This is a genomic window from Nonomuraea maheshkhaliensis, assembly GCF_039529435.1.
GTDB classification, from domain to species: Bacteria; Actinomycetota; Actinomycetes; order Streptosporangiales; family Streptosporangiaceae; genus Nonomuraea; species Nonomuraea maheshkhaliensis.
Window position 1 is genome coordinate 1 of record NZ_BAAAMU010000199.1, and the last position, 13,463, is coordinate 13,463.

Annotated in this window: 13 protein-coding genes; 8 read left to right on the top strand and 5 right to left on the bottom strand. The window is 71.7% G+C overall.

The annotated features are described in order from the left end of the window. Together ABFX54_RS53740 and ABFX54_RS53745 are read left to right on the top strand one after the other, a co-directional pair. Positions 1-254 (top strand): hypothetical protein (locus ABFX54_RS53740; RefSeq protein WP_346115076.1); only part of this gene is annotated, 254 nt, incomplete at its 5' end. A 78-nt stretch (positions 255-332) separates the two neighbouring features. Next, positions 333-1,454, top strand: coding sequence for a DUF418 domain-containing protein (locus ABFX54_RS53745; RefSeq protein WP_346115077.1), 1,122 nt, complete (start codon positions 333-335; stop codon positions 1,452-1,454). 4 nt (positions 1,455-1,458) lie between these two features. On the opposite strand, the gene ABFX54_RS53750 is transcribed toward ABFX54_RS53745, so the two are convergent. Beyond that, positions 1,459-2,403 (bottom strand): acyltransferase domain-containing protein, encoded by a 945-nt coding sequence (locus ABFX54_RS53750; RefSeq protein ID WP_346115078.1) that lies wholly within the window; start codon positions 2,401-2,403, stop codon positions 1,459-1,461. 79 nt (positions 2,404-2,482) lie between these two features. On the opposite strand from ABFX54_RS53750, the gene ABFX54_RS53755 reads away from it, so the two are divergent. The 6 genes from ABFX54_RS53755 (at position 2,483) to ABFX54_RS53780 (ending at position 8,397) form a co-directional block, all read left to right on the top strand. After that, entirely contained in the window at positions 2,483-4,090 is a 1,608-nt protein-coding gene (locus ABFX54_RS53755) for a WD40 repeat domain-containing protein (RefSeq protein WP_346115079.1), read from the top strand. Positions 4,091-4,500: 410 nt separating this feature from the next. After that, the gene (locus ABFX54_RS53760; RefSeq protein WP_346115080.1) at positions 4,501-4,818 is read left to right on the top strand and encodes a hypothetical protein; all 318 of its coding nucleotides are present in this window, start codon (positions 4,501-4,503) and stop codon (positions 4,816-4,818) included. Between the two features lie 106 nt (positions 4,819-4,924). Further along, on the top strand, positions 4,925-6,172 hold the full coding sequence (locus tag ABFX54_RS53765) for an esterase/lipase family protein (RefSeq protein ID WP_346115081.1): 1,248 nt from the start codon (positions 4,925-4,927) through the stop codon (positions 6,170-6,172). Positions 6,173-6,256: 84 nt separating this feature from the next. Then, positions 6,257-6,673, top strand: a complete 417-nt coding sequence (locus tag ABFX54_RS53770; RefSeq protein WP_346115082.1) for a dihydrofolate reductase family protein — start codon at positions 6,257-6,259, stop codon at positions 6,671-6,673. A gap of 17 nt (positions 6,674-6,690) precedes the next feature. After that, on the top strand, positions 6,691-7,068 hold the full coding sequence (locus ABFX54_RS53775) for a YciI family protein (protein WP_346115083.1): 378 nt from the start codon (positions 6,691-6,693) through the stop codon (positions 7,066-7,068). A 69-nt stretch (positions 7,069-7,137) separates the two neighbouring features. Beyond that, positions 7,138-8,397: an RNA polymerase sigma factor gene (locus ABFX54_RS53780; RefSeq protein ID WP_346115084.1), complete on the top strand. Its 1,260-nt coding sequence runs from the start codon at positions 7,138-7,140 to the stop codon at positions 8,395-8,397. Between the two features lie 20 nt (positions 8,398-8,417). Here ABFX54_RS53780 and ABFX54_RS53785 read toward each other — a convergent pair whose 3' ends face one another. The 4 genes from ABFX54_RS53785 to ABFX54_RS53800 all read right to left on the bottom strand — a co-directional run. Continuing rightward, positions 8,418-9,728 carry a serine hydrolase domain-containing protein gene (locus tag ABFX54_RS53785; protein ID WP_346115085.1) on the bottom strand — a complete coding sequence of 437 codons (1,311 nt, stop codon included), beginning with the start codon at positions 9,726-9,728 and terminating at the stop codon, positions 8,418-8,420. 35 nt (positions 9,729-9,763) lie between these two features. Then, positions 9,764-11,836: a DUF4132 domain-containing protein gene (locus ABFX54_RS53790; RefSeq protein WP_346115086.1), complete on the bottom strand. Its 2,073-nt coding sequence runs from the start codon at positions 11,834-11,836 to the stop codon at positions 9,764-9,766. Between the two features lies 1 nt (position 11,837). Continuing rightward, complete coding sequence (locus ABFX54_RS53795; RefSeq protein ID WP_346115087.1) at positions 11,838-12,230, bottom strand: hypothetical protein; 393 nt, start codon at positions 12,228-12,230, stop codon at positions 11,838-11,840. Between the two features lie 403 nt (positions 12,231-12,633). Then, positions 12,634-13,463: hypothetical protein (locus tag ABFX54_RS53800; RefSeq protein ID WP_346115088.1), on the bottom strand; the 830-nt coding region annotated here is incomplete at its 5' end.

Below are 13,463 nucleotides of genomic sequence, written 5' to 3' on the forward strand. Positions count from 1 at the left end.
CTTTCGCCGCACGGGACCCGGCCTCGGCGGCCGAGCAGTTGGCCCGGCTGCTCCTGCTGGACGGCGACCCGGCCGGCGCGGCGCCCCGCCTCGGGACGAGCCAGGCCATTCGCGGCGTGTTCGACCAGGGTGAGCCGGAGCTGCGCGCGCTGGTGTCCGACCTCACCGTGCGCCTCGGCGAGCGGGAGTACCGCGCGGCCTACCGGCGCGGCGCGGAACTGCCCAGGCAGGAGGCGCTGGGCCGCCTGACCTGACGGCCGCGCGGGCGGTCTGTCAGGTCGCCGTCAGGTGTCGCGGACATCGTGGGTGGCCTCCTCCCTGGAAGGACACCCATGACCGCCACCATGAACGTGACCACCCGGTCACTGGCACCGGATCTCGCCCGCGGCTTCATGCTGCTGCTCATCGCGCTGGCGCACGCGCCGGCCCTCGTCGCCGACTGGGACGCCGGGCCCGCCTGGCTGAACGGCGCCGCCAAGTTCGTCAAGTCGCTGGTCGCGGACAACCAGGCGCGGGCGATGTTCGTCTTCCTGTTCGGCTACGGGCTGGGGCAACTGGCCAGACGGCAGACCGAGTGGACCTCGTTCAGGGGGCTGCTGCGACGCAGGGGCTTCTGGCTGACCGTCATCGGGTTCGCGAACACCGTCGTCCTGGTGCCGATCGACATCGTCGCGGTGTACGGGCTGACGCTGCTCGCCCTCGCGCCGATCGTCCGAGCCAAGGACTCGGTGCTGCTGTGGACGGCCGGCGCGACCCTGCTCCCCGCGACCCTGCTGCTGACCTGGCAGAGCGCGAACGCGCTGATCGCGACGGCGGCCGGCACGCCGCCCACGCTGACCGCGTACATGGAGCCGACCCTGGCCCGGCACCTGGTCGCCGCCGTCCCGACCTGGCCGGTCGAGACCGCGCTGTCCACGATCATGGTCGTGCCGGGCATGCTGGCCGGCCTCTGGGCCGCCCGGCGCCGGATCCTCGACGAGCCGGAGCGGCACCTGCCGCTGCTCCGCCGCGTCGCGCTGATCTGCCTGGGCGTCGCCGTCTGCGCCCGGATCCCCGCCGCGCTGATGCTGGCCGGGGCCTGGCCGGTCACCTCCGCCCCCGTGGTCTGGCTCGCCGCCTTCGCGCACGACCTGACCGGCTACGCCGGCGGCATCGGCCTGGCCGCGCTGGTCGGGCTCGTCGCGTACCGGATCGGCGGCGACCGCGGGCCCGTCACGCTGGCGCTGTCGGCGCTCGGGCAGCGGTCGCTGACCTTCTACCTCTTCCAGTCGGTGGTGTGGGTGGCGCTGTTCTACCCGTTCACGCTCGACCTGAGCGGCGACCTGAGCCTTCCCGCCACCTTCGGCGTCGCGGTCGCGGTCTGGGGCGCGTCGGTCCTGCTGGCCGACCTGATGCGCCGGGCGGGCCACCGCGGGCCCGCCGAGATCCTGCTGCGCCGCCTCACGAACCGATGACCGTCTATAGGGGGATGTTGCCGCGGCGGATGCGCCAGTGGCGGCCCGCCTTCAGGTGATCGACGATCGCACGCTGGAGCACCGTACGGCGCGGCAGCTCGTCGAGTGGCGTGGTCAGCGTGCGGAACACGAACCGCAGCACCTCGACGTCGGCCTCCTGCCCCTCCTGCTCCTCGTACGGCTCCAGCTCGAACCTGCGCTGGAACCTGACGATGTTGGAGTCCGCCGGCAGGTACTCCAGCAACTGCGGATCGAGCAGCCACGAGCCGCAGGAGAACGCGGTGTAACGCACGTCGGGGAAGTGGCGCGGGAAGAAGGCGCGCGCCTCGTCGAGCGAGGCGTCCACCGCCTCGGGCGTCATCGGCCCCGACTCGGGGATGTGCAGCTCGATGGCCGCGTCGTTGTGCTGGTGTTGCAGCCGGCCCAGCTCGTAGATGGTGCCGCGCGAGTGCAGGGTCAGCCAGCTCTGCATCACCGGCCAGCCCTCGCGGCGCATGCGCCGGTCGACCGCGAGGTTGCGGCCGAGATCCGCGAGGCTCGCCCACGACACGTCCTCGGTGATGCCGTGGTCACGGTGGTATCCCATGGCGACGTCGACCAGGGCCAGGTACGCGTACACGTAGAGGTGCCGCCAGGCGGGCCCCCGCTCACGCGGCAGCGACGGGCCTGGAGACAGCCACTCATGACCGCCGACGTCGGCCCGGACGAGCGCGATCGAACGGTCGAGCAGCCAGCGCAGCTCGGGCGTCCACAGCGGCGAGCCGGGATCGGGCCAGCCCTCCATGACCTCGGCGGCGTCGTCCGGCAGCACCGCGAGCCGGTCGAGCAGCGCGGGCGCATCGGCCTTGGCGGGCAACGGCGCCGACGGCCGGTCGCCGGCGAGCCGGTGCACCCGCTCGACGTCCTTGACGGGCACCCCGAGCCGGGCTGCGGTTTCGTGCAGATCCACGCGGTTGATCCTATTCGTCCGCCGCACTGACCGCTCGACCTCGCGCGATTGTCGGAGCTCCCCGTTATCGTCGGCTGGCATGATCGACTCCCTGGATCCGGCGGGCGGCCCCGCCGCCGCGCTCGCCGTTCTGCGGGCCGCCGACTGGTCCCGTTACGATCCCGCGCGCGACACCGCGCCCCTGCGTGACGCCCTCGCCGAGCTCGAACGCGCCCACGGCCTCACCGAGGCGCACCGCTTCGCGACCGCCCGCGTCCGCGCGGCGGGCGCCGTGCTGCGCCATCCCGACGTGCACCACGGCGAGGTGAACGGTTACGCGCTCAGCCCGTGCGGCCGCTATCTCGCCATCGGCAGCGGCACCGGAGAAGACTACGACGACGGCGGCGTCCTGCAGGTCTTCGAGGTCCCCGTCGGCCGCTGTGTCAACGCCATCGACGGCATCGCGGGCGGCGTCGGCTTCCCCGACTACACGCGCAGCCTGCAGTGGTCCGCGGACGGCGCCCGCATCGCGCTGGAGTTCAACACCAACGCGACCGGCGTGTGGGACCCGTTCGGCGCCGACCGCGAGCCGATCGCCCAGGCGTTCTTCTTCGGCGGCGGCAGACCGGCCGGGATGGCGCTGGCGCCTGACGGCAGGCGCGCGCTCGTCTACGGCGGCGGGTCCCCCTTCATGTGGCAGGTCATCGTGTCGATGGAGCAGGGAGAGGTGTCGGGACCGCCGGACGGCGAGGAGCTCGGCCCAGAGCCGCTGGAGTTCACCGGCCCCCTGCCCGGCGGCTACGAGGACGACTGGGGCGAGGAACCCGAACTCCTGCTCAGACGCATCCACTGGTCGCGCGACGGCCGCCGCATCCACGGCGAGCTGCGCGACGGCTGGCTCGTCTGCCTCGACGCCGAAGAACGCAAGGTTGACTGGATCCTGGAGACGGGAGCCGACCACAACGGAGATCCGCCCGAATGGAGCCTCGGCGAGCGCCTGCTCGCCTACCAGCGTGACGGCAAGCTGATCATCGCCGACGCCGCCACCGGCCGCACGCTGTCCGAGCATCCCACCCCCGACGAGGCCGAGTTCCTACGCTGGGGACCGGACGACCGCCTCGCCTTCGTCACGTCCGACCGGGTCACGATCTTCGATGGGACGACCGGCGAACGCCGGCACGACCTGGACATCCGCGTACACCCTGCCCATCCGCGCGGCTGGGACCCGCTGCCCTGGGCCTGGTCGCCTGACGGCCGCCGCGCCGCACTCGTCGCCGACGCGGGCCGCGTCGAGCTCTGGGAGCTGGGCGGGCGGCCGGAACGCCTGCGCGTCATCGACGGCCTCTATCGCGAGACCGGCGAGCAGCTGCCGCTCTTCGGCCTCGAATGGACGCCGGACGACGTGCTCGTGATGGTGGGCGGGGAATCGCTGCGTTTCGTCCGCGCCGCGACCGGAGAGATCATCGGAGACTTCGCCTTCGACCACGAACCCGACGCACCCCGCCCGGACGAACTGGACGGCGAGGACTCCACACCCGAAGCAACACTCGCCGTGGATGCCGACACCTGGGCCGCCGCCTTCGAGGACGGCACCGTGATCGTCCCGCCCGGCCGGGAAGACGACCTCTCCCACCTGCTCGCCTGGACGATCGACCGGCGCGTCGCCTGGCCGGCCCACTGGGGCGACCTGACCGTTCGCGCCGGTTAGGGGCCGTTGTCGGACCGCGATCAACCTTGTGCGGCGACGCGGGGTCCGAGCCCGTATGAAGATCCTCTGCGCGGCACCCGCCCTCTGCTCGGCTCTCGCGGCCGCCCCCAACGGCGCTCACGCGGCCGTTTCCGGTGGCGCTCGCGCGGCCGTTCCCGCCGCCGAGGCAGCCGCCCCGATCCGGTACGCCGCCGTCTCCGACTGCGCCAAGGACGCGCGCAACGCCGAATGGTGTGGTCCGTGGTGGTATCGGACGACCGACGGCAGGCGCCACGCGCTCAGCGGGTGGGCCGGTGGGCGGGCGCGGTCGCGGTCAGCGGTGACGGCCGCCGCCTGGCCTACGTCAGGGCCCACCCCGGCTCATCGGCGACAACGCCACCACCGCCGCCCTGCACGCCGACGGGCACACCGTGGCCGTCTACGTCATCGGCCCCACCCCCAAGATCGCCCTGTACGACCTGGAGAGCGAGCTGATCACCGCCACGTACCCACTGCCGGCCTCGGGCCGGAAGGTGCGGCGGGACTCCACGGAGAACAAGCTCACGGAGGCCGACACAGCCGTCGAGCTCGTCTGGACCGGCGACGCCACGCTGCGGATGGTGCGGAAGATCGGGTTCAAGCGGGTCCGGGTGCAGGTTTACGGCATCGACGTCGCCACCGGCTCGGTCCGCCCCGAACGCGCGTACGCCATCACCGGCACCACGGAGGAGGCGCTCAGCGGCCGCTGAGGATCGCTTGGGGCGCCGGCCGACACCGGGCTATGGGTCCGGCTCACATTGACCGGTTCCTGGGGCCGGGTGAGCATGGCTCAACTTCGGCTTCATGGGAGGTCTGATGGGACGGCGTTCGTTCACACAGCTGGTCGCGGCCCTCGCGTTAGCGGCCGGTGTGCTGGTCACGACACCCGCGGCGGCGACCGCGACGGGGTCGGTGACGCTGGAGGCCACCTACACCTCGGGCCTGGAGAACGGCTGGGCGCTCGTCGAGCGCTACAAGGACAATTCCACCGGGTTCCAGACCGAGACCTACCCATCCGACGGACGAGGCGACCAGAAGGGACAGACCAGGCGGCTGTTCGGCGACGTCGCCCGTCCGCACTCCTCGCGTTTCCTGCTCTACCACGCGCCGGGCTGGCAGACGGGCACCAAGACCACGCCCGTGCTGCTCGTGCACGGCGCCAACCAGACCGCCGACCTGGCCTGGGCCAACCCCAACGCGAGCGGCGCGTACGGCTGCGGCCAGGCCAGCTGCCCCACCACCGGGCTCATGCAGTACCTCAACGGCCGGGGCTACAAGGTCTTCGCGATCGGCTTCCCGCACATCACGGGCGACGGCCACTACTGGGCCGAGCAGATCCACGACGCCGTCGCCAGGATCCGGGCGAAGACCGGGGCCGCGCAGGTGGACGTGATCGGCTGGTCGAAGGGGGCGTTCAACGCGCGCATGTACGTCTCGTCGCTGCGCAAGTCCTGGGGGACGGCGTACGCGGGCGACGTCAGGAAGCTGATCCTCGTCGGCGGGCCGAACAAGGGGTTCGACTGGGGCTACCGGCACGGCTGGACCCACGATTTCGCGATATTTCCTGAATGCGGCGGCACGCTGAACGCGCCCGCGCCCCACTCCCAGATGGTCTGCTACGCACTGTGGCGCAACCACCCCGAGCTGAGCTACGAGGGCAACGCCTACCCCGGCTCCGACGACATGCTCTACCGCTGGGACGACGTCTACCCGCTGCCCGCCGCCGAGCAGGACTGGTACACCACCTACTACGGCGGCACCGGCTTCTACACCGCCGGTCGCGGCATCCAGTGGGCCATCGACCGGGGCTCCCTCGTCCAGCCCCTCATCAACGCGGGCACGGCGTCGAGCGTGCCGGTCTACCAGCTCTGCGGCAACATGCCGGACATGGCCCTGCTGCACAACGAGCACACGGGCCCGTCCGACGGCGCCGTCTTCGTGGCGAGCTGCACCGCCGCCGACGGCATCACCAACCGCGCCGCCACGGCGACCCTCCCGCTCAACCACCTCAAGCTCGGCTGGTCCTCCAGCGCCATGTCCCAGCTCGCGACCTGGCTCGGCTGACCTCTCACTGTCTGTTCGCCCGTCCCGACCTCGTCATCACTGTGCCGGCCGCTCCCGTGGCCGGCACGATCACGAGGAGAGAAGATGGGCACGATCAGCGTTCTGGCGAACCTCAGCCTGGACGGCGTCATCCAGGGTCACCTGATCGTCCCGAACCCGTTCACCGACACACTGGTGAACGCGCCCGAGTACGTCACCTCCCGCCGGCCCGGCACCGCACTCGCCCACCCCAACTCCACCCTCCTGACGGGGGAGGCGACCGACACCGTCGCACAGCTCAAGGACCGGACGGACGGCGTCATCAGGGTGCTCGGCAGCGGCGAGCTGGTCCGCTCACTGCACGCGGCGGGCCTGGTCGAGGAGTACGTCCTGCTCGTCCACCCGATCATGCTCGGCTCGGGCACGCGGCTGTTCGGCGCGGGAGAACGTACGGACCTGACGCTCCAGGAGCCGGTCACCACCACGACCGGCGTGCTGATCGCCCGCTACCGGGCCAACTGACGAGGAAGGATACGGACATGCGTTACATGCTGCTGTTCCATTACGGAGAGGCGACCGAGGAGTCGATCGGGGCCGAGGCGGTCGCCGAGGGCATGCGGGCGATGGCCGCCTACGCCGCCACGCTGGAGCAGGCCGAGATCCTGGTGAGCGGCCAGGTGCTGCAGCCGTCGTCCAACTCGACCACGCTCACGCTGGTGGACGGGGAGCCGCGGATCCAGGACGGCCCGTTCGCCGACACGAAGGAGCAGCTCGGGGGCGTGATCGTCATCGACGTCCCGGACCTGGACGCCGCCCTTGAGTGGGCCCGCCAGGCCCCGCCGCTGTCGTGGGGCACCGTCGAGATCCGCCCCGGCGCCGTCCACATCGAGTCCGGCACGTGGGTCCCGTCGTCATGACGTACGGGAACGGCCACGCCTCGGACGGCGCCACCCTGATCGGCAAGACGGAATGACCGATGAGCCGACATGACCGGTGAGGAGATCGCCGCGTATGCCGCCGAGCGCGCGGCCCGGACATCGTACGGCCGCCTGCTCGCCCTGCTGGCCGCACCGACCGGTGACGTCGAACTGGCCGAGGACACCCTGGCACACGCCTTCGAACAGGCCCTGACCACGTGGCCACGCGACGGCGTACCGGACAATCCCGACGGCTGGCTGCTGACGGTCGCCCGCAACCGGCAGCGGGACCTGTGGAAATCCGCCGCCCACCGCCGCACCCAGCCCCTGGAGGCAGCAACCGTCCAGCCATCGACCGACCCGGACCTCAACCCGGGCCTCAACCCGGACCTGGACCTGGACGCGGACCGGATCCCGGACCGCCGCCTGGCCCTGCTGTTCGTCTGCGCCCACCCGGCCATCGCCGCCGACATCCGCACCCCGCTGATGTTGCAGGCGGTCCTCGGCTTCGACTCCGCCCAGATCGCACGCGCCTTCGCCACGCCCGCCGGCGCGATGTCGCAACGCCTGGTACGAGCCAAGCGCCGAATCAGGGACGCCAAGATCCCCTTCGTCGTCCCCGGCCGCCAGGCGATGCCCGAGCGCCTGCCGCCCGTCCTTGAGGCGGTGTACGGCTGCTACGCACTGGCCTTCCCCGACCGAGGCGAAGCGTCCTCGCTGGCCGGCGAGGCCCGATACCTGGCCGTCACAACCGCGACCCTGCTAGGCGACGAATCCGAAGCCTGGGCCCTGGCCGCCCTGCTCACCCTGGCCTCGGCCCGCGCCACACCCCCCGGCGACCACTACCTCCCACTCCACGACCAGAACCCCGACAAATGGGACCACCACCTCATCGCCGAGGGAGAGTCCTACCTCCGCAGAGCCACCCGCCCCGGCCAGGCACCCGGCCGCTTCCAACTGGAGGCCGCCATCCAGTCCGTCCACTGCGACCGCGCCCGCACCGGCACCACCGACGACGATGCCCTGTGCACCCTCTACACCGCCCTGGTGGCGATCGCACCCAGCCTGGGCAGCCGAGTGGCCCACGCCGTCGTCATCGGCCGCACCCACTCACCAGAAACGGGCCTGTCACTCCTGGATTCCTTGCCCGTCGAACGCGAACGTTTCCAGCCCTACCACGCGGCCCGCGCCGACCTCCTCACCCGCCTCGGCCACCACCGGGAAGCAGCCGCGTCCTACACCCGAGCATCCACCCTCACCCCGGACCCAGCCACCCGAGCCTTCCTCGAAGATCGCGCCCAGCCGGATGCCCAGACCGGACTGACATGACCGCAGCGACCTTCGGCCGTTCAGGAGATCCGGTAGGCGGCGGCGCCGTTGTGCAGGAACCGGGCGCGGCCGTGTCCATCGGAGCCGACCAGAGAGAAGACCTGGTGGCCCGCGGGTCTCGGCTCGGTGGCGATGATCGAGCTGTCGTTGAGCCGGACGACCTCGACCCGCTTCTCGGGCCCGCCGAGCAAGGATTCGGCGATGCCGTTGCGTGGGCGATAGACGAGCAACGCGCGGTCTTGCTCGCAGGTGAGGGTGAAGTCGTACAGCGTGGAGCGGTAGGTGCCGCACATCCGGTCCGTGTCGATCCCGATCGGGTTCAAGGGCGGCACGGGCTGTGGCGCGGTCTCGACGCCGGCGAGGTCCTTGAGCACCGCGTCGAAGATCTCGTACGCCAGCGGCTCGCCGCCCGTGCTGTTGGTCAGTACGGCCACCGCCACCCCCGCCGACGGGACGACGCGAAGGAATGCCTTCTGCCCTTTGGAGACGCCAGTGTGACCGACGACGCCGTCCCGGTAGCGCATCCAGCCGAGCCCCCAGCCGATGACGCCCCCGCCGAAGTCCGGAACGGCTTCGACCTGGGGTGCGCGCAGTGCGGCCAGCGCGGGGTCGGTGAGGTGCAGGCGGACGAACTCCAGCAGGTCGCGTGCGCTGATCGCGAAATGGGAGCCGCTGGGGGCGGAGTAGGAGGAGACCGCCCACGTCTTGGTGGGCACGACCTGTTGGCGGGTGTGGACGTGGCCGACGGCGGCGCGGTGCAGGATCGCCTCGTAGGTGTCGAGGGCGGCGGTGCGCAGGCCCAGCGGTGTCACCAGACGTTCGCGGAGCACGTCGTGGAAGGGTTTGCCGCGTAACACCTCCACCAGCCGGCCGAGGATCACGTACCCGCTGTTGGAGTAGGAGAAGACGGTGTCAGGCGGGAGGAGATGCTCTTCCTCGGCGAGGGTGGCGACGAACCTCTCGATCGCGTCGTCGTTGCGGCCGGTGTCGGTGAAGTGGTTGCCGTCGACACCGTCGGTGTGGGTGAGCAGGTGACGGGCGGTCAGTGACGCGGTGGCGGCCGGATCGCTCAGCCGGAAGCCGGGCAGGTGGTCGCGAACGGGACGGTCGAGATCCAGCAAGCCGTCGTCGGCCAGTTGCTGGATCAGCGTGGCCGTCCAGATCTTGGTGATCGAGCCGATCTTGAACACCGAGTCGGTCGTGGCCTCGACCCGGGTGTGCAAACTCAGCACACCCGCGGCCTCGTCGTGGATCTCCCCGCCGGCCAGCACGGCGACCTGCGCGCCCGGTACGTCGTACCTGGTGACAAGCTCCCCCAGATCCCATCCCATCGCACCAGGCTAACGAGCCCGCTCCGTCCGGGTGATCACTTCTGGAGCTGGCGGGTGATGGAGGGGTCGGTGATGGTGGTGTCGTTGGCCAGCAGGAACGCCTTGCTGAGGATGAGCGCCAGCCGCCCGTCCTCCTCGAACGGCAGGAACAGCCCCGCCTGGGGGCCGCGGGCGGAGACGATGCACAGGTAGGCGTCGTTGGGCTCCATCAGGATGTTCGCCGACCCCAGGTGGATCTTGTACGTGCGCAGATCCCCCCGTACCACCAGATACCGATCGGTCAGGGTGCACCGGTCGGCGATGGCCGTGCGGCCGATCAGGCGGGACAGCGCGTCCCTGCGCACCTCCCCGGAGGGCGGCAGCGGCGCGAACGGGCCGCGCTGCCAGTAGTCGCGCAGCCGGTCCGACCCCTGGCCGATCCACTCCGGGTCGGTCGCGATCGAGGCGACGGCCACGAACAGGTCGATGTCGCGCATGGCCTCGCTGAACACCAGGGAAGGCACCTCCGTCAGCGGCGCGCCATGCCAGACCCCGCCGATCAGCCGCTGGAAGCGGGCGCGGCCGATCTCGGCGTGGTCGCCGTCGTTCAGGTAGTGCTCCAGCGACGCCCGCCACCCGCCGCCCGCCATGACGCGGTGCGCCTCGGAGTCGTCCTCCCAATGGCCCTGGAACCTGGACTGCCAGCCCCGGTCCTTGAACAGCGCCCGCAGCCGCCGATAGTGCACCACGTGCCCCTCGAAGCGGCTGGACCACTCGCCGGCCACCTCCTCCGCGGGGGTGAGCAGGTAGATCTCGCGGAAGGCCTGCTTGAACGGCTGCCGCAGCTCCTTGCCCTGCACCAGCTCCCGCCAGCCGCGCACCTCCTCCACGGACGCGCGGGCCGGATGCCACAGCCGCACCGGCAGGTCGGGCACGTTCAGCCCCAGCTCGGCGCGCCACACGCCGGGGGAGACCTCGAACTCCCAGATCAGCCGCTCGGCGACCGGATGGCCTTCGAGCCGCCGGTACGGGGCCGCCGTGCCGCCGGTGTAGCCGGCCTCCAGCGCCCGGCCCAGGGTCACCTGCTGCTGCTGGGTCAGCTTGGCCAGCTCGCGCAGCCGCTTGACCTCGTCGGGGTACTCCCGCCGGACCGCCGCCGGGACCGATTTGAGCTTCTTGTCGCCGTGCCGCCACGACAGCTCGACCCCGTCGTCGATCGAGATCACCGCCGTGTGCTCGCCGAGCTCCTGGCGCACGCGCCCGTCGGGGATCCGGAACGCCACCTCCAGCCGCCCGGCCAGGGCCGGCTCCATGCGCTTGAACGTACGGTCGAGCTGCATCGGCACCCCGCTGTGCCGGGTGATGCGGCGGGCGGTGCGCAGCGCGGAGATCGCCTCGGGCGTCGGAAACTGCTCCGCCGCGCGGGCGATCTCGAACAGCAGCCCCTGCGAGGGCAGCGTCTTGGCCGGGGTGGGGGCCACCGCGATGCCGCGTACGAGCTCGTCCAGCAGCTCGGGCAGCCAGGTCTCGTCGCGGAGGAGCGCCACCCGCACCGCCCTGCCGAGCACCCGCTTCTCGCTGTAGTCGAACGCCTTCTCCGCCCGGTACGGGATCTCGCCCGCATGAATCGCCGCGACGCGGTCGCGTGCCATCTCCAGCACGGTACGGGCGAAGCCCACGTATCCGGGCAGCCCGGCGAGCCACTCGGCCGGGTCGGGCACCGGCTCGGCGAAACGTTCCGCCTCACAGAACAGCGCCCGGAGCTCCACGTCCCAGCCGAGCAGCAGGTCCATCTCGGTGACCGCGATCGGCCCGAGCCCCTCGGCCAGGACGGCGCGCACGTCGGCGTCCAGGCCCGCCAGCCCGGCCGCCACCAGCACGGGGTACCGGCCGTACGCGTGTCTTCTGTCCTCGTCCAGCAGGAATCCGGCCACTTCGCGAGCCGGCTCGACCAGCCGCTCCCTGGCCGGCCCGTCGAGCGCGTGCGGGGCGGTGGCCACGGTCGCTCCGCTGCCCAGCCCGGCGAAGCCGGCGCTCAGGCGGGAGACCTCCGGCCAGTACGTGGGATCGCTCGCGGTGGCGGAGATCAGGTGGAGCAGGCGCTGCGCGAGAGGGGACAGCACGCTCACGTCAGCCACCGACCAGCGGGACGAGCTTGACGAACGACACGACGGGGTCGGCGGCCAGGTCGATCCGCATGTCCAGGTCCTCGATCTGCCGGTCGCCGACCAGCAGCAGGAACCCGTTGCGGGCGAACGCGGCCTCGGCGGCGTCGGCCTGCTTCTCCCAGTCGAGCCGTCGCGCGGTGCGTAACCGGTAGCCGTTCAGCTCGACCTCGGCGTCGGTCGGCTTGACCAGCCCACGGAAGAGCGCCTTGGGGGCGGCGTTGTGCCGGGCCACCTCCTCGCGCACGCGCAGCCGCACCAGCTCCCTGGCCGAGATCCACTGCGGCAGGCCGGGCACGGAGAACTCCTCCAACGCCCGCCCGGTCGCGGACTCGTCGCGAAACGTCACCGATGCCATCGGCCATCCTTCTGTCGTCGAGATCAGTGGAGATCAGCTGCCGGCCTCATCTATAGCAGCGGCGAACGACAGATCTTGCGGTACGGTCCGGCCAACTCCCGCCGGAAGGGGGTCGTCCCCGTGAGTCGACTATCCGCAGGCAGGACAGGACGCTGGTTCCGCTGTGGCCCGAGGGCACGAAGCCGGTCCGGGCCGGCGACGGCCGGCGGGGCGTCGAGATGCCCCAGGCCGGGCGGGTTTTCGAGGGTACGTTGATCGAGGCGGGCGGCTCGAACTTCCCACCCGTTCTGAAGCCGCCCATCCCCAGGATCTCCACGTTCACCGAGCCGCCCGGCGAGTGCACCGCCCATGACGGCTAATTCGTCGTCGACCCGTACGAGGTCAGGCTCCTGAAGGGGTGAGCTCATCCGCCGCCGTCGGGCGGTGTCAGGAAGTCCTGCAGCTCGCGGTGCCGGAACTGGTACGTCGCGCCGCTGACCCGCAGCAGCCGGGCCTCGCAGGCCCAGTCCAGGAAGGCCCACAACCGCAGCGGCAGCAGCCGCCGCACGGCCGCCACGGCCAGACCGATCATCGTGCGGGCCCACGCGACCGCGCCGAAGGCCAGCCCGAACGTCACCCCGCCGACCAGCGCGCACACCAGCGACTCCACCACACCGGTGTTCATGATGAACACCAGGAACGCGGCCACCCCGCCGGTCAGGCCGAAGGCGAGGCCGATCAGTGGGTTGCGGTGCAGGGCCTCGCGCGGGTGGGCCAGCTCGGCGTCCCGGCTCCAGCCGCCGGTGGCGATCTTGAAGACGACCCCCAGCGCGAAGGCGAGGACGAAGGAGCCGGCGACCCCCGCCGCCAGCGGCAGCGGGCCCGCGTGGGCCAGGCGCAGCGGCGCGAGCCCGGTGAGCGCGCCGCACAACCCGAAGCCGAGCAGCGTGAACGGCTCCGCGCGAACCACCTCGGAGACGGTCATCCGCTCCGCGCCCCTTCGCCCGGCCGCCGTCAGCCCGATGACCGCCCCGAGCACCAGCCCGCCGGTGCCGCCCGCGGCGACGGCGAAGACGGGCCCGAAGATCCTGCCGCCGGTCAGCATGAGCCCGGCCAGGCCACCGAGCACCCCGACGGGCAGCCCGGCCAGGGCGCCCAGCAGGCCGCCGAGCACCCGCCGCCGCCGGGGCACCTCGCTGCGCCCCCTTACCGGCCGCTGACGGCCCGCCGGTAACGCTCGGAGAGGCGTAGGAC